We start from the raw sequence: 20,664 nt of genomic DNA, 5'->3' as shown, positions 1-20,664 counted from the left end.
CCCCGGAAACTTTTTTATGTCGAACTCTTGTGATCCATCTTACGGACGGTTTATTCTCTACAACTATAGAAAATAAAAATCCGACCTGCCAAGGTCCCGGACAAAAGGCCGTCATGACACCCTCCCCAACTGACACGCTTACGCCGCATTGCCTGACCCCGTTCAGTCTGGTGACGGGCGCTGAAATCACCGAGGTCCAGGGCATCCTTCGCGCCGGGGGACTGCTTGGCCCGGAGAAGCGGATTGCCTACCTGGGCCTGCTGGAACCGGCCCGGGGCGCATCCCCGACTGCGGAGTCGAACGCGGCGGACCGCCGCTTCCGCGTGTTCATCCACGATGTGTCCGGCGGGCGTCCCCTGGACGTGACTGTCTCGGTCTCGAACGGCGTGGTGACCTCCGCCGTCGAACTCGACACCGCCGCTACCGGCGAACTGCCTGTCCTGGAAGAGGAGTTCGAAGTCGTCGAGCAGCTCCTGGCGGCCGACGAACGGTGGCTCAAAGCCCTCGCGGAACGCGGGCTCGACGTCGGCAAGGTCCGGGTTGCACCGCTGTCCGCCGGCGTCTTCGAGTACCCCGAGGAGAGGGGCCGCCGCATCCTCCGCGGACTGGCCTTTGTGCAGGAGTTTCCAGAGGACAGCGCCTGGGCGCATCCGGTGGACGGGCTGGTTGCGTATGTCGACGTCGTCAGCAAGGAAGTCACGCAGGTCATCGATCTCGGAGCCATGCCGATTCCCGCCGAACACGGCAACTACACCGATCCGGAGCTGACCGGCCCGCTGCGCACCACGCAGAAGCCCATCAGCATCACCCAGCCTGAGGGACCCAGCTTCACGGTCACCGGCGGCAACCACGTGGAGTGGGAAAAATGGAGCGTGGACGTCGGCTTCGACGTCCGCGAAGGCGTGGTGCTGCACAACCTCGCCTTCCAGGACGGTGAGCGGAAGCGTCCCATCATCAACCGCGCGTCCATTGCCGAGATGGTGGTGCCGTACGGCGACCCGTCCCCCATCCGGTCCTGGCAGAACTACTTCGACACCGGCGAATACCTGGTGGGCCAGTACGCCAACTCGCTGGAACTCGGCTGCGACTGCCTCGGCGAGATCACGTACCTCAGCCCGGTGATCAGCGACGCGTTCGGCAACCCGCGTGAAATCCGCAACGGTATCTGCATGCACGAGGAGGACTGGGGCATCCTGGCCAAGCACAGCGACCTCTGGTCCGGCATCAGCTACACCCGCCGCAACCGCCGCCTGGTGATCTCCTTCTTCACCACCATCGGCAACTACGACTACGGCTTCTACTGGTACCTCTACCTCGACGGGACTATCGAGTTCGAGGCCAAAGCCACCGGCGTCGTGTTCACCAGCGCCTTCCCCGACGGCGGATCGGACAATATCTCCCAGCTCGCCCCTGGGCTGGGAGCGCCCTTCCACCAGCACCTCTTCAGCGCCCGTCTTGACATGGCCATCGACGGCTTCACCAACCGGGTGGAGGAGGAGGACGTGGTCCGGCAGCTCATGGGTGAAGGCAACGAACGCGGCAACGCATTCTCGCGGAAGCGGACTGTCCTGGCCCGGGAATCCGAAGCCGCCCGGGAAGCCGACGCCCGCAGCGGACGGACCTGGATCATTTCCAACCCGGACTCGCGGAACCGGCTGGGCGAACCCGTGGGCTACAAGCTGCACGCCCAGGGCCAGCCCACGCTGCTCGCGGATCCGGACTCCTCCATCGCCCGCCGGGCGGCGTTCGCCACCAAGGACCTGTGGGTGACCCGGTTCGCGGAGGACGAGCGTTACCCCACCGGGGATTTCGTGAACCAGCATTCCGGCGGTGCCGGACTGCCGGCTTACATCGCACAGGACCGCGACATCGACGGCCAGGACATCGTGGTGTGGCACACCTTCGGGCTGACCCACTTTCCCCGGATCGAGGACTGGCCCATCATGCCGGTGGACACCGTCGGCTTCAAGCTCCGCCCGGAAGGCTTCTTCGACCGCAGCCCGGTGCTGGACGTGCCCGCGGGCCCGAAGCCTGCCGCCGGCGGACACTGCCACGGCTAGGCCAACGCCATGACAGTCCTGCGGGGATGGGGCCGCACCGCCGTCCCCAACCCCGGGCTACGGCCGGCGCTTCATCCCCGCATTGTTGCCGCGGCGACTGCCGGATCCTGCGTGGTGCATCTCTGGCTCGTCGCGGGCAGCCATCACGGGCTTTGGCTGAACCTGCTGATGCTCGCCATGGTGGGAGTCTGCCTGCCGTGCGCCGTGCATATCTGGCGGGACGGCCGGCCGGGTGCCCTGCGGCAGGTGATGGCGTGCGGCCTGGCAATGACGGTGCTGCATGCCGCCCTGCTGATGGGCGGTGCAGGTTCCGGCCACGGGGCCGGTCCGGCCGGCGGGGCCGGTTGGGCGTCCGGCCACAGCCATGGGGCGGCCGCCCTGCCGGCGGCAGCAGCCGCCGGATCCGCAGCAGGCTCCGGGGCTGAAATATTGCTGGCCGTCATCGCCGTGGAAATTACGACGGCGCTGCTCGCCGCGACGCTGCTGGCCCGCCTCCGCCGCCTGTGACGTTGCAGGCCCGGTGGTTGAGCCTCTCAAAACCCGCGGGTTCGAGAGGCTCAACCACCGAGGCCCTAGGGGACGGGGTTGCCCAGTTCGCGCAGTGGCGTTTTGTGGGTCTCGCGGGCCCACAGTGCTCCGGCAACAGCGAGGAGCGAGGATGCCGCCACGATCCAGGCTGCCGGACCCCAGTTGGCCTTGGCTGCACCCACCAGTGCGGTTCCCAGCAGCGGCGTGAAGCCGGCGCACAGGATGCCGACCTGCAGCCCGATGGCCATGCCGGAGTACCGCACCTTGACGTTGAACAGCTCGGAGAACCATGCCGGGTAGATGGCGTTGGACATGGCATAGGTACCGGCGGTGATCAGGGTGCTGGCGAGGAAGATCATGGGGATGTTGCCGGTGGAGATAACGGAGAAGTAGACAAAGATCATGGCGCCGGATCCGAGTACGCCGGCGATAAAGACAGGGCGCCGGCCGAACTTATCCGACAGCCCGGCCATCAGCGGCTGGGTGGCGATGGCGATTACGTTGCCCAGGATACTGACCCACAGCATGGTCGAGGCGGGAACCCCGACTGACACGGCGTAGGCCAGGCCGAAGGACTGCATAAAGGTGTTCGTGACCGTTTCGAAGGACATCAGGGCCACCTGGAAGAACTGGGCCGGGTGGGTCTTGAACATCTTGGCGAAGGGGAGCTTCGCCAGTTCGCCGTGATCGTGCTTCTCCTCGAAGACCTCGGGTTCCTCGAGGGAACGGCGGACCATGTACGCCACGAACAGCACGATGACGGAGAGCCAGAACGGGATCCGCCAGCCCCACGCCAGCCGGTCCGCCTCGTTCATGGCAGCCACCGGAAGGAACGCCAGGGAGGCCAGCACGATGCCGAAGGAAATGCCGCTCATGGCAAAGCTGGCGAAGAAACCGCGCCGGCCTGTGGGAGCTTCCTCGGTGGTCAGGGCCGAGGCCCCCGCGGTTTCAGCGCCCGCCGAGAGGCCCTGCATGAGGCGGAGCAGCACCAGCAGGGCGGGCGCCCAGTAGCCGGCCGTGTTGAAGTCCGGCAGGACGCCGATCAGGAATGTGGCAGCACCCATCAGGACCAGGGTGAGGACCAGGGTTGCCTTGCGGCCGATCTTGTCGCCGAGGTGCCCAAAGAAGACTGCACCAAAGGGACGGGCCACATAGGCCACGCCGAAGGTGGCGAAGGAGGCGAGCAGTGCAACGGTGGGGTCACCCGAGGGGAAGAAGATCTTCGAGAAGATCAGCGATGCCGCCGTGGCGTAGATGAAGAAGTCATAGTACTCAAGGGCGCCGCCAAGGAAGGCGGCCAGCGCGGCCTTCCTGGCCCGCTTGAGCCTGCGTTGCGTCTCTGCGGCCTCTGCGGCGGTTGCAAGATTGGTCATTCTGATGGTCCTTCCACACTGAAAGACGGGTGATGGGCTGATGGGAAGCAATCTCAGTTGTGCGCATTGCGAACAGCTGTGCGGTATGCGATTACGAAATAGCGTACCGCAGAGTGAGGCGCCTCACAACGCCTCTACGACGGCCATGCGCCAGCGCCTCGTCGGGGCGCGCTCCGGGGAAGGCTGACCTCAGGCGGTGGACGAGGCCCGCGGAGTCCGCTGGGGTTATCCGGATATGATCGGAATAAGCCTGCAGCCAACCGCCTGTGGGGCCGAAGGTGAGCTTCAGGGAGGGCGAGCGATTCCATGGCGGAGCAACCCGCGTACTTCGTGAAGTCGGTAGAGAAGGCCTTTGACGTGCTTAGGGCCTTCTCCCCGGACGAGCCCCGCCTGACCGTCTCCCGGGTGGCCGCGAAATCGGACATGACCAGGGCCTCCGCCCGGAGGTTCCTGCTGACGCTGTCAGACCTCGGCTACCTTCGCGCCGACGGCGCCTACTTCGAACTGACGCCCAGGTCGCTGGACATTGGACAGTCGTTCCTGGCAAATCTGGCGCTCCCCAGGATCGCGGAGCCGCATCTCAAATCGCTGGCCGCGGACCTCAACGAAACCACGTCGCTGTGCATCCTTGACGGCACAGACGTTGTTTATGTCGCATGCGTCCCGTCACCGCGGCTCCTGAGCGTTTCCATCAGTGTGGGCACCAGGTTTCCCGCCTGGGCCACGTCCATGGGGCGGGTGCTGCTGGGTGCGCTGTCCGAGGCCGAGCTCAGGAGTTACTTCGATTCCGTCCAGCTGCAGCGGTTCACCGAGCGCTCGATCGGCAGCCTCGAGCAGCTGCAGGCCGAGGTGGAACAGGCCCGCGCCAAGGGATGGTCCATGGTTTCGCAGGAACTGGAGGAAGGCCTCCGCGGCGTCGCCGTTCCGGTCTGGCGCGGAAACGACGTCGTTGCTGCCGTCAACGTGTCCCTGCAGACCCACCGGGCGCCCGCGGAGGCCATCGAAAAAACAGTCGTGCCGCTCCTGCAGGACGCCGCCCGACAGATCGGCCACGACTACGGCGGCCGCGCCACCGAACCACACAGCACTGCCACCCGGGGATGAAATGATCACACGCACTGACGTCGATGAAGCTGCTGCCAGGATTGCCGGGCTGGTGCGCCGCACGCCCGTCATCGAAGCGGACCAGGGGAGTTTCCCCGGGAATGTCTGGCTGAAGTGCGAGTTCATGCAGCACACCGGGACGTTCAAGGCCAGGGGTGCGTTCAACCGCGTGCTTTCCTGCCGTGAACGGGGCGAGCTGAAGGAGGACGTGGGCATCGTGGTGGCGTCCGGCGGCAATGCCGGCCTCGCCAACGCCTATGCCGCGGCCCGGGCCGGTGTGCCGGCCGCCGTCTTTGTCCCCGAGACCGCGCCCGCCATGAAGGTGAAGAAGCTCCGGGAATCCGGGGCGTCCGTCATCCAGCGCGGCGCTGAATATGCGGTCGCCTACGATGCTGCCGTCGCGTATGCCGCCGAAACCGGTGCCGTGTACTGCCACGCCTACGACCAGCCGGAAATCGCCGCGGGGGCGGGCACCGTCGGTTCGGAACTTCTGGAACAGCTGGATGGCGTTGACACCGTGCTGGTGGCTGTGGGCGGCGGGGGACTGATGGCCGGGATCGCGGCCGCCGTCGAGGGGCTGGCCAATGTGGTGGGCGTTGAGCCCGCCGCGGCTCCCACGCTCCACGCCGCGCTGAAGGCGGGAGAGCCGGTGGATGTCGCTGTCTCAGGCGTTGCCGCCGACTCGCTCGGGGCGCGGCGGATCGGACAGATCGGCTTCGAGGTTGCCGTCAGGACCGGCGTGAAGAGCGTGCTGGTGTCCGACGACGAGATTGTCGCCGCCCGCTCGCAGCTCTGGGCCGATTACCGAATGGTGGTGGAGCACGGCGCGGCGGCCGCCTTTGCCGCGCTGACCTCGGGGGCCTATGTCCCGGCGGACGGTGAACGCGTAGCTGTGATCCTGTGCGGCGCCAACACCGACCCTTCCACCGTCTGATTAGCCCCGTCTGATTAGCCCCGTCTGATTAGCACCGTCGGAATACCGACGTCCGAATTTCCCTGTCTGATGACCGCGGGGTTCCCGCTGCTACGGTCAGATCGCTGCCCGGCCCCCGGGCCGGGCGGAGATCCGCTTTGGCTCCTTGCGGTCTCGGCGGGCGTAGACGCGGGACCGCTGGCTGGACAGGGCCAGGATGAGCAGGATGTCCAGGGTCAGGCCCGGGAGGTTGGTCTGCAGGGTGATGCCTGGACCTCCGTTCGCCACGTCGATGACCTGCAGGCAGATCGCGGCGGTGCTCACGGCCATAGTGAGCGTGCGGGCCCAGTTGCGTCCCAGGAAAACGAGCCAGGCGAGCAGCAGCTCGGCGAGGGCAAAGAGCACCACCACGGCCAGGCCGGCGTAGAGCACCAGCTGCGCCTGGCCGGGGGTGAGGCGGGTGCCGGAGCCATCGGCGGAGCCGCCACCGGACTGAAGCAGCGGTTCGAGGTGTTCGGCCGGGAAGAGCACGATGGACATGGCGAGGGCCGCCGCCGCCAGTGCGCGGCCGGCGACGAGAGCGGCGCCGATGATGGTGGGGGCGGGGCGCCTGTTCCGGCTGTCGCTCGTGAGCCGCGGAACGGCCACACCGGGCGCCGGTGTTCCGCGCAGGTCAATGATGGGCAGATCGCCGTCGGTGGCAATTTCATCGCCCCCGCCGTTGCGGGTGTGATACCCGGTGGAGAAGTCCCGGATCACCCGGACGGCGGCCGACGGTTCGGCGTCGGAAATGGTCTTGACGATGTGGTCCCGTTCATCGTCCGTATGTTCGTCGATCTTGTGCGTGATCTGGAGTGTGAACAGTGAGAAGCCGACGCTGCGGTCGTACGTGCCGGCGGCCAGCCAGTCCACGGCCACGCCGCCGGGGAGCAGCCAGCCCGGCGGGCAGTGCCAGAAGCGGACATGGTGGCGCTTGCCGGGACTTCCGTCCACTTCCTGCTGGTACGCGAAGTCCTGCTGGCGGCCGAACAGAAACAGGGGGCTGACCGGGGCCTCGAGGTAGCTGCGGCGCAGGACCGTGGATGTGATGATCCGCCAGCTGCCGGCCAGGGTCACGTCATCGGCGATGGTCCAGCCGGCCCGCCGCATGGCCTGATGGAGCTGGGCTTCGGAGCCGAGCAGGCCGACGTTGACCGGATCCCCGAGCAGGCCGTCGCTGGTGCGGGCGCGTCCGATGAAGTAGTCGGGCACGTAGACGCGGGTCAGGATCGAATGGAGCCGGGGCAGGACGAGGTAGGCGAGCATCGCCCAGAAGATGAACGTGAACCAGATCTGGCCCCAGCCCCACTGGAAGCTGAGCTCAAGGAGCAGATAGGTCAACCAGACGGCGGCGACACCACCGACCAGGAAGAAGATCCGGTCCCATACGGTATCCAGTGCGGGGCGCGCTACGCCCGCGACAGGGACCTTCACCGCAGGCCTGGTCATGAGCAAAATGATACTGGAGCCGGTAGTTCGTTCCGTGGGCACAGAGGCCCGGGCTGAGATGCATGGTGATTCCCCCAGAGAATCGTGTGGTGCTGGTTAATCGAGCGGAAGAGTGACCGTGACGCAGGTGCCCTTGCCGGGGGCTGCGTCTACGGTTGCGGTACCGCCGGCTTCGTGGACCGCGATGGACATCAGGAGCAACCCGAAGCCCTGCGGCCGGTTGCCGTTGTGGTCGTTGCGGTCGAAACCGGCGCCGTTGTCCGCCACTGTCAGCCGGATGCCGTGATGCACTGCCGCGAGCCTCACGGTCAGTTCGGTGGCGGCCGCGTATTTGAAGGCGTTGCTCAGGGCTTCCTGGGCAACGTGGTAGAGCAGGGCGGCACTGCCGGCCGGAATCTCGATGCCGTGGTGCGGTGTCTCCCACCGGACCGTGGTTCCCTGGTCCCGGAGCGGAGCGGCTAGCCGGTCTATGCAGCCAGCGAGTCCAAGGGCGTGGAAATCCACCGGACCCTGATCGGTGATGACACCGTGGATCGCGGTGACCTCGTTATCAGCTGGAGCCTTTTTCATGGCTAGTCCTGCTTCCTTGCAGCCTGTGATGCTTTCTTCTCACGGGTGCTGGGTTCCCGCCTGGATGTTATGACTCAAGGGTGGAATGAAAGAATCAGGGGCTCCGCGAGGTTCGCGCAATTTTGGCTCAAGTTCCATTTGGCTCAAGTTGCCCGGGCATTGGCCCGAAGGATGAATCTGCTGGCTTTGAGGTTGAGCTCGGGCAGAAATGGCGGCTATTGTCACGGGGGCGCCGCGGCGCGTGGATAGGGTGACAGGCATGGAACCATTTCTGAAATCAATGCGGCATTGGGGCGCCCCCGTGGCGGCCGTTCTTTTCTTCGCACTCTGGTGCGTGGGCGAAGCGGGAAGGATGGGGCCGTGGCCCGGACTCAACATCTGGCCGGGAACGGTGCCGCTGGTGCTGATGACGGCGGCCATCGCCGTGGCGGTATGGCAGCCGATCGCCTCATTGGCCCTGACTGCCGTCCTGCTGACCGGCCAGTTCTTCTACCTCATCCCGGCGATGTACCCGAATCACTGGGCGATTTACATCGGATCGTTCATCGCCCTGGCGTTCATCCTGTGGACCGGGGCAAAGCGGACGGTCATCATTGCCGTTTCGGCCAACGCGGTCTTCATCGTGGCCATGACGTTCCTGATGATCTCCTGGCGGTACAGCTACGGGGTGGGCTGGTTCTACCCGCTGTACGGCGGTGACCGGGTTGCCTTGCAGGTCCACGGCTGGCAGCTCTTCTCCATCCTGACGCTCATCGCCGCCGGCTGCTCCGCCGTCGGACTCGCGTTGGCCCTCTACCAGGAGCGCGGCAGCCTGTTCCAGGCCCGGAACATTGCCCAGGCGGGCCTGAAGGAAGCGGAAATCGACCTCATCGTGGAGCAGGAACGGACGCGCATTGCCCGGGACCTTCATGATGTCCTGGCGCACTCCCTGGCGGTTATCGCGGCACAGGCCGATGGCACGCGGTACCTGAGCTCGGACCAGCCCAGGGCCGTGCTCAACGCCCTGGAGAATATCGCCAGTTCAGCCCGTGGTGCCCTCGTGGACGCGCAGCGCGTCATCGAAGGTGTGCGCGACGACGGCATGGTGGCGCCGCAGCCGCGGCTCAGTGATGTTGACCCGCTGGTGGACATGATGCGGCAGGGCAGCCTGATGGTCCACCGCAGCGAATCGGGAACTCCTGCGCGGCTGACCGCCGGCCAGGAGCTGGCTGTATTCCGCATCGTCCAGGAGTGCCTCACTAACGCCCTGAAGCACGGTGGCCGCGGCACAGAGGTGCGGGTGCACTTTGACTGGAGCGGCCCCGGGCTTGCACTGCATGTGGCGTCAGCCCTGGCCGACGGGGCAGCAACACCGGAAACCGACGGGCCCGCGCGGGTGGGTCGAGGTATACCCGGTATGCGCGAGCGGGCGTACTTGGCGGGAGGCTGGGTAACAGCCGGGCCCGACGGCGAGCAGTTCCGGGTGACCGCGTTCGTCCCCTACGGGCTGCACCCCGCAGGGGATGGCGGAACAGCCGCCGGCGGAGGGGACAGTGAGGGCGGTAACGACGGCGAGGACGGCGTGGAGCCGTTCACGGAGCCACTGGACGCGGTGCAGCTGGATGCAGCGGAATTGGACGCGGCGCAGCTGGACGCGGTGCAACTGGACGCTGCGCAATTGGACTCGGCGCAGCAAGACCCAAGGCAGCTGGAAGCTGCGCCACGGGAAGCCGCCCGCGAAGGCGCACAGCCCAAAGCGGCCGTCCGTGGGTGATGCCGCCGGCCGCATCTCGGTGGCGCTCGTGGACGACCAGCCGCTCTTCCGTTCCGGAATCCGGATGCTCATCGAGAGCCAGGCGGACATGGAGCTTTCCGGGGAGGCCGCGGACGGCGAACAGGCCGTGGCGCTCGCCGCGGAGCGGAACCCCGACGTGATGCTGATGGACCTACGGATGCCGGTGCTCGACGGCGTCACCGCCACACAGCGCATCCTGCGGCAGGCGGATTCCGAGGGCGGGAGCAAACCAAAGATCATCGCCCTCACCACCTTCAACCGGGACCAGGCGGTGGTGGAGGCCGTTCAGGCCGGGGCGAGCGGATACCTGCTCAAGAGCGCGGAACCCGAATTCCTCCTGGCGGCCATCCGCACTGTCCATTCCGGCTACTCCGTGATTGCGCCCGGCTCCGTCCATGACCTATTTCAGCATGCGGCCCGCACGCTGCCCTCCGCCGGGCCGGACCTCTCCGTCCTCGAGGTGCTGTCAGCGCGTGAACGCGACGTCTTCCTGCTGGCGGCAAAGGGACTGACCAACGCCGAGATGGCGGATAGCCTGTTCGTTTCCGAGGCCACCGTCAAGACCCATCTGCGCAGCGTGCTGGACAAGCTGGGGCTCCGCACCAGGCTCCAGCTCGTGGCCTTCGCCTACGAACGGCGGCTGCTGGGGTAGGGATCCGCGGTGGCCCTGATCTATGGCCCCGGCCTCCAAGGATCGCAAACTCTGGCGCCGGCCTGGAAGGATTGCCAACTCTGACACCGGCTTGTTGGACGCCGGCTTTATTGTCGGTGCCCGCTGTCATGCTGTGGGTATGAAAGACAGCGCAGTCGTGGAGACGTTGGAGGCCATCAGTGCCTCCGCCGCTGCGATGGCTGTGGCGTTCCGCCAAAGAACGGAGTACCCGGGCCAGGATGGTGCGGACCCGCTTCGGAAGCAGGCTGATGCTTTCCTGGACGGGCTGACGGGCGTGGCCGGGATGGAAGCCCAGCTCGCGGCCGTAAGAGTTCATTGCGCCGCCGGATATGCCGGCACCGACGCGGCAATGGCGCCGCCGGCCGCATCCCCACAGGAACACACCGCGCAGGTGATGTCCGTGACCGCTGAGGTGGCCTGCGCCCTGACCATCAGCGAACGCAGCGCCGGCGCACTGCTGGATGAGGCCCACGCCCTGACCACCCTCCTGCCGCTGACGCTGGCCGCGCTGCAGGCCGGAACCGTGTCCTGGCCGCATGCGCGGGTGATGTGTGATGAAACCACCGGGCTGGAACCCGCCGCGGCCGCTGCGTTGGAGGCGCATTTCCTGGACCCCGCCGCGGCGGGCCCGGCGCGTGGCTGCCCGGTCGGGGACCTGACGCCCGGACGGTTCCGTGCCAAAGCCCGCACCTGGCGGGAACGGCACCACCCGGTCAGCATCGAAACCCGCCACCGCAAAAGTGCCGCGGACCGGCGGCTGGAATACATCCCGGACCGGGACGGCATGGCCTGGCTCTCCGCCTACCTGCCCGCCCACACTGCGGCCGGGATCTGGGACCGCACCAGCGCCGCCGCACGCGCCCTCCAAGGACCCTCCGAACACCGCACCCTCACCCAACTGAGGGCCGACGTTGCCGCTACCTTGTTCCTCACGGCCGGTACCGCAGCTGACGGGACTGAGGGTGCTGACTGGGCTGACCGTGCCGACAGGGCTGAGGGCGCTGACCGGGCTGAGGGTGCCCTTGCGGGTTCCCGGCGGGCCGGTGATGTCCCGTCGCCTGCCGCGCAGGTCCTCGTTACCGTCCCGGTCTTCTCCCTCCTCGGCCTGACCGAGGAACCGGCCATTCTGTACGGATACGGACCGATCCCGCCGTCCATGGCCCGCCGCCTCGTAGCCGACGGCGCCTCCTCGCTTCGGCGGGTCCTGACCGACCCACGCGACGGGGCGCCGCTGGAAATCGGACGCAGCACCTACCGGATCCCGAAAACGTTGCGCCAATGGCTCCGGCTCCGCGACGGACGGTGCCCCTTCCCGGGCTGCAACAACTACTCCCTGGACAACGAGGCCGATCACCTCCTGGCCTGGTCCGACGGCGGGACCACCGGCATCAGCAACCTCGGCCAGCCCTGCCGCAGGCACCACCGACTCAAGCACACCACAGCATGGAAACCGGTCGGAGCCACCACCCACGAACCACCCGGCTGGACCTCACCTGCCGGACGAAGCTATCCCAGCGAACAACAGGACTGGGAACCACCCGACTGGCCGGAGCTGATGGACCCGTTGGCCAGCCCCGCGGGCTCAGCGGACCTGGACCCGCCACCGCCTGTGAATCTTCTACCGGTGGATCCCTTGCCCGACTGGGCGGTATTCACAGCGGCCTAGGATCGCTCCTGCCTTGGCTGCTCGCATCACCTTCGTGGCGGGTCACCGCCCTGCCTTGGCTGCAGCTGGATGCCCACGGCAGTTGAGGGCCCATCCGAGGGGACGCGCGTCGGATTAGGGCGTCGGACTCTGGCTTCGAACTCTGGCTTCGAACTCTGGCCGGACACCCGGTGAGGTGGGATTGTTAAGCTTGGCGGAGGGAAGCACCGTGACTCCCAAGCAACTGGTACTGGTAGTGGCTGCCACCGTGGGCGTCCTGGCCCTGGTGCTGATCTCGATCGACTGGGCGCCTGCGGCACTGCAGGATCCGGCGCGGACCCTGGGAGTCCTCAACGCCCAGGGGGTCATCCGCTGGGGCGAGAACCCTGACCGGGCCCCCTTCTCCGTCTTCGAGCTCACCCTCTTCATCGCCGTCGGGCTGGCTTTTGTGCTGGCAGGGGTGACGGCATGGCAGACCCGGCCCAACCGGAATCCCGGCCTGCTCCTGGTGGTCGCCGGGCTGCTGTGGCTGGCGGCCGGCGTGCGGCGGTCCAGTGATCCGGTCCTGTTTACGGTGGGTGTGGGGCTGACGCTGATGTACCAGCCGCCGCTGCTGCAGCTGGCCCTGAGCTTCCCGTCGGGAGTCCTGCGCTCGCGCGCGGAACGCGGTGCGGTGGTCTTCTTCTTTGCCGCCTGGGCGGTCATCGCGGCCGCCAGCTGGGCATTTTTTGATCCTCGGCTGCACGTCGCCGCCGGGCAGTCCACGTCCCGGAACCTGCTGCTGCTGTGGGACAGTCCGCAGCTCACCAACGCCATCGGGGACGTGGCCAGGATTGTTCAGGTGGGCGTTGGCCTGGCCATTGTGGCCGTCCTGGTTTCCCGTTGGCGATCAGGGTCGTCCGCGTACCGGGCTGCTTTCCTGCCGCTGTGGCTGGCCGTGATCATCAAGACGGCATCCACGGTCTGGGCAACCCTGGCTGTGGTCCAGCTGACGGGATCGCTGTCCAACGAGGCCCTGCTGTGGCAGTACCCGGCGACGGCCATGGTGCCGCTCGCCGTCCTGCTGGGCCTGTGGCGGTACCGGTTCGCGCGCGGCGCGCTGAGCGACTTGATGGTGGAGATCGGCATGGCGCCGGTCAGCGACCGGCTCATCCGCGCCCTGCGCAGATCGGTCCGGGACCCCTCCCTCAGCCTGTGGCGGTGGTCGCCCGCGTTGTCGGGATTCGTGGACGACGACGGCGTGCCCCGCGCCGTCCCGGAGGACGGTTCCGGGCGGGCGGCCATGGTGCTGGAACGCAACGGAGCTCCCGTCGGGGCGCTGGTCTTCGACGAAGCCCTGAGGGACCAGCCGCAGCTGCTGGCCGCCGTGCGGAGCGCCACGTCCCTGGCCCTGGACAACCAGAACATGGAGCAGCAGCTGCGCGACCAGCTGATCGAAGTCCGCCGCTCCCGGGAGCGCATCGTCACCGCCGGGGACGCCCGGCGTCGTGAGCTGGAACGGGACCTCCACGACGGTGCGCAGCAGCGTTTGGTCGCCGTATCCATGGACCTGGCCAGGGCGAGGCGAGCCTCGAATCCCGCGGAGATGAAGGAACTGGTGGACCACGCCAGTGACGAGCTTGCCGTTGCCCTGGCCGAACTGCGTGAACTGGCGAGGGGCGTCTATCCGCCGTCCCTGCGGGAAAGGGGCCTGGCCGGCTCGCTCACGGCGCTTGCGGAGCGCTCCGCGCTGCCCATCCAGCTGGACGTCGACCTGCCGCAAAGGCCTCCGCCGCCTGTGGAACTCGCGGCGTACTTCATCTGCGCCGAGGCCGTGACCAATGCGGCCAAACACGCCCGTGCCTCCACCCTGCTGATCGGGGTCAAGGGCACGGAAGCCCAACTCAGCCTGCACGTCACGGACAACGGGATCGGCGGTGCCAGCGCAGGCGCAGACGGCGGGCTGTTGGGATTGGCCGACCGGGCCGCGGCGCTGGGCGGGTCCCTTACCGTCACCAGCCCGGCAGGCCACGGAACCACCGTGGCTGCAACGCTGCCGTTCGCGGCGGATCCAATGGAGGACATGCCATGACACTGCGTGTAGCCATCGCGGACGACTCGGCGCTGCTCCGCCGGGGACTTGCCGCCCTGCTCAGTTCCGAAGGGCTCGAGGTGATCTGCGAGGCCGCGGATGGCCGGGAACTGCTGGAGTGCGTTGCCGCCCTGCGGCCCGATGTGGCCGTCGTCGACATCCGCATGCCGCCCACCTTCACCACCGAAGGCATCCAGGCCGCCACCTCCATCCGGCGAGACCAGCCCGGAACGGGGGTGCTGCTGCTGTCCCAATACGTCGAGACCGAAAACGCCATGTCGCTCTTCGGGAACGGAGCAAAAGGGCTCGGTTACCTCCTCAAGGAGCGGGTCTCCGACATTGACGACTTCATCGATGCCCTGCACCGCGTGGCGGCCGGCGGCACCGCCGTCGATCCTGAACTGGTGGCCCGCATGGTGGCCCGGCCGCACAACGGCCAGCAACGCGAGGACGAGCTCAGCAGCCGGGAGCGGGATGTCCTGGAGCTGATGGCGGAGGGGCGCACCAACCAGGCAATCGGCAAGACCCTGTTCCTGGGGGAGCGGACGGTGGAAGCCCACATCCGAAGCATCTTCCTGAAGCTCGGGCTGCGGCCGGAACCCGAGGACCACCGCCGGGTCCTTGCCGTCCTCACCTACCTGCGCCAGCAGTAGCAAACCGGCGGCAGCCCTTTTCGGGGCTGCCGCCGGTTGGTTGGCTGGTTGGACGTAGAGCTGGTTGGTCGCCCTGCTAGTCCCCGACGGGGGCTAATTCGAGGGCCTGGTTCGAAGCTGGTTCGACGGAGCTAGTTCGACATCGACGTCGTGCCGCTGCCGGTCCAGCCGGTGAACGGCGACCAGACACCGTTGGCACCTTCCTGGTGGCGGACCTTGTGGTAAACCTCCTCGTTGCCGATCTCGGTGTTGGTCAGGGTGCGGACATTGTGGATGGTGTGCCAGCCGTTGGCGGGGCCGAGGTAGCGGCTGAACGCAGAGTTGCCGAGGTGGTCGTCACCGTTGGGCCAGTCGTCGCTCTCCCAGCGCTGCTGCTCGATGTAGACGGAACGGTTGGCTGCGCAGTAGACGTTGACCCGGTAGTCCACCAGCTTGGTGCCGGAGGAATTGAATCCGGCAAAGATGGGCTTCAGCGGCACCACCTGGCAGGCGTAGTTGGTAGTGGCGGCCTGGGCGGGTGCGGCCAGGGCGACGCCACCCGCGGCCAGTCCCAGCGTCATTGCCGAGACGAGCGCGATCTTGGCGCGGGAGGGACGGGACTTCCTTGTTCCGGCGGTCATGGACATGAGTTCTTGCTCCTATTGGGGGTGGGGTGGTTTCCGGTTCCGGGATGCTCTCCTGATCCGGTGTTTCCATGGTGCGCGCGGGGTCCTGCCCGTGACTTCCGTGCTAGCACTGTTTGTGCCGTGCGGCTTTGCGCCTGCGGATGCCGGGGCGGTTCCAGCGATCCGGCGGACATGATCAGCTTGCTTATTATTTCCGGGCTTAATAGGGTTAAACGCGTAAGGCATCAACTCTCGGCGGGGATGGCCGGCCGGCGTAACGGCTGCGCACGCGCCCCGCTCCAGCAAGAGGAGGACATATGTCAGCGCACAATATTGCAGGCAAGAAGGTTGCGTTCCTGCTGACCGACGGCGTGGAGCAGGTGGAGCTGACCAGCCCCTGGAACGCCGTGAAGGAAGCCGGCGGTGAGCCCACCCTGGTGGCACCCAAGGCCGGGAAGCTGCAGGGCTACGACGGCACCGAAAAGGGCGAGAAGTTCGACGTCGACATCACTGTGGCTGAGGCCAATGCCTCCGATTTCCATGCGCTGGTGATCCCCGGCGGAGTGGTCAACGCCGACCACCTGCGCGTGGACAAGGACGCCCAGACCTTCGCCCGCAGCTTCTTCGAACAGCACAAGCCGGTGGCTTCCATCTGCCACGGGCCCTGGCTCCTCATCGACGCCGGCGTGGTCCGCGGCCGCAAGCTGACCTCGTACCACACGCTCCAGACCGACCTGAAGAACGCGGGCGCGGATTGGCGCGACGAGGAAGTGGTGGTGGACCAGGGCTTCGTCACCAGCAGGCACCCCGGCGACCTCAAGGCTTTCAACGACAAGCTGCTTGAGGAGATCGAAGAAGGCGAGCATGCCGGCCAGACGGCCTAAGCAGCGCCACGCACAAACGCAAACTTGGGACGCGCAAAAGGGAGGGGCCCGACGGCGGCAATTGCCGCCGTCGGGCCCCTCCCTTGTGCTGAAGTGTCTAAGGGCCTGCCTAGTCGCTGGAACTCGGTTCCGTGGTGAGCCCGCGGTCGTCTCCGGTTTCCTTGTCCTGCTCCTCGGCAGGTCCCGGAGGGTTGGTGCCGCCGGCCTCGGGAGAGCCGGCTCCGGCGGAGCGGGCATCAACGGGGCCGGGGCCGGCATGGCGGCCGGCGGCCTGGTCCGCGGGCCTTTCCCTCGGCGTGGGGTTCGATCCGTCCTCCACGCCGTCGCTCACGATGTCTTCGGATTCGTTGTGTTCCGTGCTCATGGACTGCTCCTGATCTTGCGGTGTCGGATCTGTCCGGCCTGCTCTAAGCACCGGCCCTTGTACCAAGCGGACTTACCGCTCCACGCTACAGCCGGGGGACAGGTGCGTACAGGCAAGGACCATGGCGTGTTCCTACGCGATCGATGCCCATTGCCGCAGTTCCCGGGTTTCGCCGTAGGGGACGTCGCGGCTCACGGCGACGGTGTAGGTGGAGAAGCCGGTCTGGGTGACCAGCACGCCGTGGCGGCGCTCCTGCATGGCGTGCCGGAGGGCAATGTCCACGGCGCTGTTGAGGTCGTTTTCGATGGTGACGGGATCGTGGGCAATGATCTCGAGGAGGATGTCGGAGTGGTGCTTGATCATGGGATGCTCTCTTTCGCGGTGTAGGGGCAGGGGCGTCTGAGGATGGATTTGGTGAGGGCTGTTTCCTGGGGAAATTGGGTAGGACAAAGAAATGCCGGCTAAGGCTGGAAGTGATTCGAGGATGCCCGGCATTCTGTGATGGGGCTGGGCCGGCGCACTGCGTCCGGCGGGGGATCGGGAACGTTATGTCGTTCCTGCGGATCCACCCCTAGTGTGGCGGACCGGCGGGCCGCAGGGCAATCATTTCGGCGGAATTTGTTTTGTGTGCTGCATCACAGTCGCCTGCGGGCCTGGAGAATAGGGAAGGGGCCGACGGCGGGTAGTTCCCGCCGTCGGCCCCTTGCCCTGGTGTTGCCCCGTACTTAGCGCGTCGCCAGGTGCTCGCCTGCGGCGAAGGCGCGGGTGATGGCCGAACCCAGGGTGGCGCCGCCGCCGGGATAGTTGTTGCGGAACACGCTGGCGGAGACGTTGCCTGCGGCGTAAAGCCCGGGAATCGGCTGCCGGTGGCGGTCCAGGACCCGGCCGTCGAAGTCGGTTTCCAGGCCCCCCGAGGTGCCAAGCACTCCTGCCGAAACGGGCACCCCGTAGAACGGGGCGGTGTCCAGCGGGGCCAGGCAGGGGTTGGGGGTGTTGCCCGCATCGCCGAGGAAACGGTCCTGGGGAGTGTCCCCGCGGTGGAACTCCGTGTCGACGCCGGCGGATGAATCGGTGTTGAACCGCGCCACCGTGGCGCCAAGGCCGGCGGGGTCGATCCCGAGTTTCCCGGCCAGTTCCTCCAGCGAGTCCCCGGAGGCCATCCAGTCGGCCGGCGACCCGGGCGTGGAACCGGCCACCGGATACCTGGCCATGTAGGTCGAGTCGACCACGAGCCATGCCGGGTTGTTCTGCTGCCGCCCGGTGTGCGGGTTTACCGACGCGAAGACGCGGCAGGCGTCGTGGTAGTTCAGTGCCTCGTTGACGAACCGCTTTCCCGCGGCGTTCACCAGGATGGAACCCGGCAGGGTCATCTCCACGTTGCCCATCCTGCCGGACTGCCGTCCGTCGTACTGATGCTGTGGCGCGGAGATCACCGGGACACCCCAGATGGCCGTCATGTCCGCTACCGCTGCGCCGTTCTTCAGGCCCAGTTCCAGCCCGTCGCCCTCGTTGGACGGCGCGCTGATGGGTGTCACGGGGAAGGGCAGGAACGCCTTGCGTAGCCGGGGATTCCATTCAAATCCGCCGGAGGCCAGCACGACGGCGGCCGCCTCCACTTTCCTGCCGGGTCCCGGCGTCGCCGTCCCTTCCAGTGTCACCTTCCCTTCCAGAGCCACCGTCCAGCCGCCTCCATTGCGGACCAAGTCAGCAACCGGCGTCTCCGCGGCGATGTGGACACCGCGATCCAGTGCGCTCGCGAGCAACCGCCCCACGAGGGCCCCTCCCATGGTCCGGACCCCGGTGGCTGCCCGGCGGGCGAGCAGCGCGGGGTCCGCGGCGCGGCCGTTGAGCTGGTCGCGTTCGGTCATGGTCAGCAGCGGAAAGTACGACGATGGCCGGATGGTGTCCGCCAGGCCCGGGTACGCCGACGGATCGAACGCGTCGTTGTCCAGGCCCCTTCCGCCGTCGGCCGCTCCGTTCCACTCCATGTGGTAATCCGGACGGGCTATAGGGGCCATGGACACCCGGGTGCTATTACAGAGGTATTCGACGGCGCGCGGCGCGGTGCGGACGTACCAGTCGATTTCCGCCGGGGACAGCACATGTCCGGCAGCTTCGCTGAGGTAGGCCACCGCGTCATCGTGGCTGTCACTGAAGCCTGCGTCGCGGGCCAGGTGGTTGTTCGGAGCCCATACCACCCCGCCGCCTGCAGCAGTGGTGCCGCCCAGCAGTGCCGCCTTCTCGGCCACCAGCACGCTCAGTCCGGCGTCAGCCGCGCGGATTGCCGAAACCAGGCCGGCCGCACCGCTGCCTGCCACCACGACGTCATACCCGGCGGCCAGCTGCTCCAGCGGCGTGAGGACGCCGTGCGTGTTCGGGCCGTTGCTCATGCGGATGCTCCCGAGAGTGTTGCTTCGACGGAAAATTCGCTGATTGATCGCTGGCTGGCACGGGCCCGGGCGGCAGGCATATCGATGAGGATCTTGCCCACCTTCTCCGTGCGGTTGCGCATCAGCTCGTAGGCCTGCTGCAGCTCCTCGAACGCAAAGCGATGGGTCAGGAGGGCGCGGCCCTCGTCCGGGTGGCGGGCCAGGAGGGCCAGCCCGTCCGGGATCAGGTTGAGGCTGTTGCGGCTGCCCAGCAGGTCCAGTTCCTTGAAGGGAATGTCCTTCATGGGCACGGTGGCAGAGCGTGCCGAGATGCCCACCTGGACGATGCGGCCCGCGCTGGCCACCAGTCGAATGGCGTTCTCCAGCGAAGATGGCGCACCGGTGGCCTCAAGGACCAGGCCGGGCCCGTACCCATCGGTGAGCCGATCCAGGCGCGTCTTCTGTTCGGCGTCCGGGAAGCCCTCGGCCGGTGCAACGAGCAGGGTGTCCACTGCGCCGAAGGCGGTTGCCAGTTCCAGGCGGTCAGCTTCGGTGTCCGCGCAGACCACGTTCACGCCCAGGTCGGTCAGGTAGAGGGTAGCGAGCAGCCCGATGGGGCCGCTGCCCAGAACCAGGGCGGTCTCACCTGCCACGGGGCGCCCCCGGTTAACGGCCTGCATGGCGATCGACGCCGGTTCGGCCATGGCGGCGAGCTCCAGTGCCAGGCCTTCGGGCACCGGGCACAGCTTGTCCACCGGGACGCTGAGCAGTTCCACCAGGGCGCCGTCGGAATAGCAGCCGATGCAGCCGATCTTCCGGCAGACGTTGAACCGGCCCGATCGGCAGGGCCGGCACGTCCCGCAGTAGGTCATGGGACTGACGGCAACCATGTCGCCAACGCGGATGCCGGCAGCGTTCCGGCCAACAGATTCCACGACGCCGGAGAACTCATGGCCCTGGACGATGGGCAGGTCCGTGGGATAGTCGTCCTCCCAGATATGCAGGTCGGTGCCGCAGAGCGTGACGTGGTGGACGCGGACCAGGGCTCGGCCCGGTTCCAGGACGGGTGCGGCCACTTCCTCGTAGCGGAGGGTTTCCTTGGCGACGGTCCGTGCGGTCAGCATGGTGCGGCCCTCAATTCCGGCCGGCGTTGCCGGGGTCGGCGCCGAAGAAGATGTTCCATTGCCGGACGGTGCGCTCTTCGATGAGGTTGTTGATAAAGAACGGATCCTGGTCCATGAGTGCTTCCACATCGGCCTTGGAATCGCCCTTGATGATCAGCAGGGCGCCGGGGGCTTCCTCCGGGCCGAATGGACCGCTCTTGACCAGCCGGCCGCCGTCGAACTGGGCTTTTAGGAATTCGACGTGGCGCGGACGGTGTTCGTCGCGGCTGGCGGCCGTGGCGCCGGCATAGGCGTAGGTGACGGCGAAAATTGCCATGGGGGGGTCCTCTTCATTGAGCGGTGATTGCCAGCGATGACGCGGGGCACCCTCCCGGGGCCGGTCACGCTGATGTCACTCAATGGTGGCGACGGAATTGAGACAAGTCCAATACTTACTTGGTCAATAACTATGTGCGAAATGCACATA

General features: G+C 67.0%; 19 protein-coding genes. 10 read left to right on the top strand and 9 right to left on the bottom strand.

Features of this window, described 5'->3' with window-relative positions; translation table 11 throughout:
- Positions 1 to 113: 113 nt before the first annotated feature.
- Positions 114 to 2,060 (top strand): primary-amine oxidase, encoded by a 1,947-nt coding sequence (locus tag J2805_RS18030; protein WP_309978664.1) that lies wholly within the window; start codon positions 114 to 116, stop codon positions 2,058 to 2,060.
- 9 nt (positions 2,061 to 2,069) lie between these two features.
- Positions 2,070 to 2,567, top strand: a complete 498-nt coding sequence (locus tag J2805_RS18025; RefSeq protein WP_309978662.1) for a hypothetical protein — start codon at positions 2,070 to 2,072, stop codon at positions 2,565 to 2,567.
- Positions 2,568 to 2,632: 65 nt separating this feature from the next.
- Here the strand turns inward: J2805_RS18025 and J2805_RS18020 are convergent, their stop codons facing one another.
- A complete protein-coding gene (locus tag J2805_RS18020) occupies positions 2,633 to 3,961 on the bottom strand; it encodes an MFS transporter (RefSeq protein ID WP_309978660.1) in 1,329 nt (442 codons plus the stop codon).
- A 306-nt stretch (positions 3,962 to 4,267) separates the two neighbouring features.
- Here J2805_RS18020 and J2805_RS18015 point away from each other — a divergent pair, with 306 nt between their 5' ends.
- Positions 4,268 to 5,065: an IclR family transcriptional regulator domain-containing protein gene (locus J2805_RS18015; RefSeq protein ID WP_309978658.1), complete on the top strand. Its 798-nt coding sequence runs from the start codon at positions 4,268 to 4,270 to the stop codon at positions 5,063 to 5,065.
- Position 5,066: 1 nt separating this feature from the next.
- Positions 5,067 to 5,999, top strand: a complete 933-nt coding sequence (locus tag J2805_RS18010; RefSeq protein WP_309978656.1) for a threonine/serine dehydratase — start codon at positions 5,067 to 5,069, stop codon at positions 5,997 to 5,999.
- A gap of 96 nt (positions 6,000 to 6,095) precedes the next feature.
- On the opposite strand, the gene J2805_RS18005 is transcribed toward J2805_RS18010, so the two are convergent.
- Both J2805_RS18005 and J2805_RS18000 read right to left on the bottom strand, forming a co-directional pair.
- Positions 6,096 to 7,466, bottom strand: coding sequence for an LssY C-terminal domain-containing protein (locus J2805_RS18005; RefSeq protein WP_309978654.1), 1,371 nt, complete (start codon positions 7,464 to 7,466; stop codon positions 6,096 to 6,098).
- A gap of 96 nt (positions 7,467 to 7,562) precedes the next feature.
- A complete protein-coding gene (locus tag J2805_RS18000; protein ID WP_309978651.1) occupies positions 7,563 to 8,036 on the bottom strand; it encodes a sensor histidine kinase in 474 nt (157 codons plus the stop codon).
- Between the two features lie 259 nt (positions 8,037 to 8,295).
- Between J2805_RS18000 and J2805_RS17995 the strand changes: the two genes are divergently transcribed.
- From J2805_RS17995 to J2805_RS17975, 5 genes are all read left to right on the top strand, one after another.
- Positions 8,296 to 9,789 carry a sensor histidine kinase gene (locus tag J2805_RS17995; RefSeq protein ID WP_309978649.1) on the top strand — a complete coding sequence of 498 codons (1,494 nt, stop codon included), beginning with the start codon at positions 8,296 to 8,298 and terminating at the stop codon, positions 9,787 to 9,789.
- A 64-nt stretch (positions 9,790 to 9,853) separates the two neighbouring features.
- On the top strand, positions 9,854 to 10,462 hold the full coding sequence (locus J2805_RS17990; protein ID WP_396134415.1) for a response regulator: 609 nt from the start codon (positions 9,854 to 9,856) through the stop codon (positions 10,460 to 10,462).
- A gap of 139 nt (positions 10,463 to 10,601) precedes the next feature.
- Positions 10,602 to 12,149 carry an HNH endonuclease signature motif containing protein gene (locus tag J2805_RS17985; RefSeq protein WP_309978645.1) on the top strand — a complete coding sequence of 516 codons (1,548 nt, stop codon included), beginning with the start codon at positions 10,602 to 10,604 and terminating at the stop codon, positions 12,147 to 12,149.
- Positions 12,150 to 12,357: 208 nt separating this feature from the next.
- Positions 12,358 to 14,199, top strand: a complete 1,842-nt coding sequence (locus J2805_RS17980) for a sensor histidine kinase (protein ID WP_309978643.1) — start codon at positions 12,358 to 12,360, stop codon at positions 14,197 to 14,199.
- A complete protein-coding gene (locus J2805_RS17975; RefSeq protein WP_309978641.1) occupies positions 14,196 to 14,852 on the top strand; it encodes a response regulator transcription factor in 657 nt (218 codons plus the stop codon). Before J2805_RS17980 ends, J2805_RS17975 begins: the two co-directional genes overlap by 4 nt.
- Before the next feature lie 131 nt (positions 14,853 to 14,983).
- On the opposite strand, the gene J2805_RS17970 is transcribed toward J2805_RS17975, so the two are convergent.
- A complete protein-coding gene (locus J2805_RS17970; RefSeq protein ID WP_309978639.1) occupies positions 14,984 to 15,478 on the bottom strand; it encodes a hypothetical protein in 495 nt (164 codons plus the stop codon).
- A gap of 296 nt (positions 15,479 to 15,774) precedes the next feature.
- On the opposite strand from J2805_RS17970, the gene J2805_RS17965 reads away from it, so the two are divergent.
- On the top strand, positions 15,775 to 16,341 hold the full coding sequence (locus J2805_RS17965) for a type 1 glutamine amidotransferase domain-containing protein (protein WP_309978637.1): 567 nt from the start codon (positions 15,775 to 15,777) through the stop codon (positions 16,339 to 16,341).
- A gap of 109 nt (positions 16,342 to 16,450) precedes the next feature.
- Here J2805_RS17965 and J2805_RS17960 read toward each other — a convergent pair whose 3' ends face one another.
- From J2805_RS17960 to J2805_RS17940, 5 genes are all read right to left on the bottom strand, one after another.
- Positions 16,451 to 16,705: a hypothetical protein gene (locus J2805_RS17960; RefSeq protein ID WP_309978635.1), complete on the bottom strand. Its 255-nt coding sequence runs from the start codon at positions 16,703 to 16,705 to the stop codon at positions 16,451 to 16,453.
- A gap of 132 nt (positions 16,706 to 16,837) precedes the next feature.
- Positions 16,838 to 17,068, bottom strand: coding sequence for a hypothetical protein (locus J2805_RS17955; protein ID WP_309978633.1), 231 nt, complete (start codon positions 17,066 to 17,068; stop codon positions 16,838 to 16,840).
- Between the two features lie 362 nt (positions 17,069 to 17,430).
- Positions 17,431 to 19,095: an FAD-dependent oxidoreductase gene (locus J2805_RS17950; RefSeq protein WP_309978632.1), complete on the bottom strand. Its 1,665-nt coding sequence runs from the start codon at positions 19,093 to 19,095 to the stop codon at positions 17,431 to 17,433.
- The gene (locus J2805_RS17945; RefSeq protein WP_309978631.1) at positions 19,092 to 20,198 is read right to left on the bottom strand and encodes an alcohol dehydrogenase catalytic domain-containing protein; all 1,107 of its coding nucleotides are present in this window, start codon (positions 20,196 to 20,198) and stop codon (positions 19,092 to 19,094) included. The genes J2805_RS17950 and J2805_RS17945 overlap by 4 nt, the downstream gene beginning before the upstream one ends.
- A 10-nt stretch (positions 20,199 to 20,208) precedes the next feature.
- Positions 20,209 to 20,514, bottom strand: coding sequence for a YciI family protein (locus J2805_RS17940; protein ID WP_309978629.1), 306 nt, complete (start codon positions 20,512 to 20,514; stop codon positions 20,209 to 20,211).
- Positions 20,515 to 20,664: the final 150 nt, after the last annotated feature.

This window comes from Arthrobacter oryzae, from assembly GCF_031454875.1.
In the GTDB taxonomy this organism is placed as follows: domain Bacteria; phylum Actinomycetota; class Actinomycetes; order Actinomycetales; family Micrococcaceae; genus Arthrobacter; species Arthrobacter oryzae_D.
The sequence above is the reverse complement of the archived record's forward strand: the minus strand, read 5'-3'. Positions and strand labels throughout refer to the sequence as shown.

Bases quoted from the DNA above. Each gene is read 5' to 3' on its own strand.
- J2805_RS18025 (WP_309978662.1), top strand. From the start codon at position 2,070: ATGACAGTCCTGCGGGGATGGGGCCGCACCGCCGTCCCCAACCCCGGG.
- J2805_RS17945 (WP_309978631.1), bottom strand. From the start codon at position 20,198: ATGCTGACCGCACGGACCGTCGCCAAGGAAACCCTCCGCTACGAGGAA.
- J2805_RS17950 (WP_309978632.1), bottom strand. From the start codon at position 19,095: ATGAGCAACGGCCCGAACACGCACGGCGTCCTCACGCCGCTGGAGCAG.
- J2805_RS18005 (WP_309978654.1), bottom strand. From the start codon at position 7,466: ATGACCAGGCCTGCGGTGAAGGTCCCTGTCGCGGGCGTAGCGCGCCCC.
- J2805_RS17975 (WP_309978641.1), top strand. From the start codon at position 14,196: ATGACACTGCGTGTAGCCATCGCGGACGACTCGGCGCTGCTCCGCCGG.
- J2805_RS18030 (WP_309978664.1), top strand. From the start codon at position 114: ATGACACCCTCCCCAACTGACACGCTTACGCCGCATTGCCTGACCCCG.
- J2805_RS17985 (WP_309978645.1), top strand. From the start codon at position 10,602: ATGAAAGACAGCGCAGTCGTGGAGACGTTGGAGGCCATCAGTGCCTCC.
- J2805_RS18020 (WP_309978660.1), bottom strand. From the start codon at position 3,961: ATGACCAATCTTGCAACCGCCGCAGAGGCCGCAGAGACGCAACGCAGG.
- J2805_RS17940 (WP_309978629.1), bottom strand. From the start codon at position 20,514: ATGGCAATTTTCGCCGTCACCTACGCCTATGCCGGCGCCACGGCCGCC.
- J2805_RS17965 (WP_309978637.1), top strand. From the start codon at position 15,775: ATGTCAGCGCACAATATTGCAGGCAAGAAGGTTGCGTTCCTGCTGACC.
- J2805_RS17955 (WP_309978633.1), bottom strand. From the start codon at position 17,068: ATGATCAAGCACCACTCCGACATCCTCCTCGAGATCATTGCCCACGAT.
- J2805_RS17960 (WP_309978635.1), bottom strand. From the start codon at position 16,705: ATGAGCACGGAACACAACGAATCCGAAGACATCGTGAGCGACGGCGTG.
- J2805_RS18000 (WP_309978651.1), bottom strand. From the start codon at position 8,036: ATGAAAAAGGCTCCAGCTGATAACGAGGTCACCGCGATCCACGGTGTC.
- J2805_RS17990 (WP_396134415.1), top strand. From the start codon at position 9,854: ATGCTCATCGAGAGCCAGGCGGACATGGAGCTTTCCGGGGAGGCCGCG.
- J2805_RS17995 (WP_309978649.1), top strand. From the start codon at position 8,296: ATGGAACCATTTCTGAAATCAATGCGGCATTGGGGCGCCCCCGTGGCG.
- J2805_RS17970 (WP_309978639.1), bottom strand. From the start codon at position 15,478: ATGTCCATGACCGCCGGAACAAGGAAGTCCCGTCCCTCCCGCGCCAAG.
- J2805_RS18015 (WP_309978658.1), top strand. From the start codon at position 4,268: ATGGCGGAGCAACCCGCGTACTTCGTGAAGTCGGTAGAGAAGGCCTTT.
- J2805_RS18010 (WP_309978656.1), top strand. From the start codon at position 5,067: ATGATCACACGCACTGACGTCGATGAAGCTGCTGCCAGGATTGCCGGG.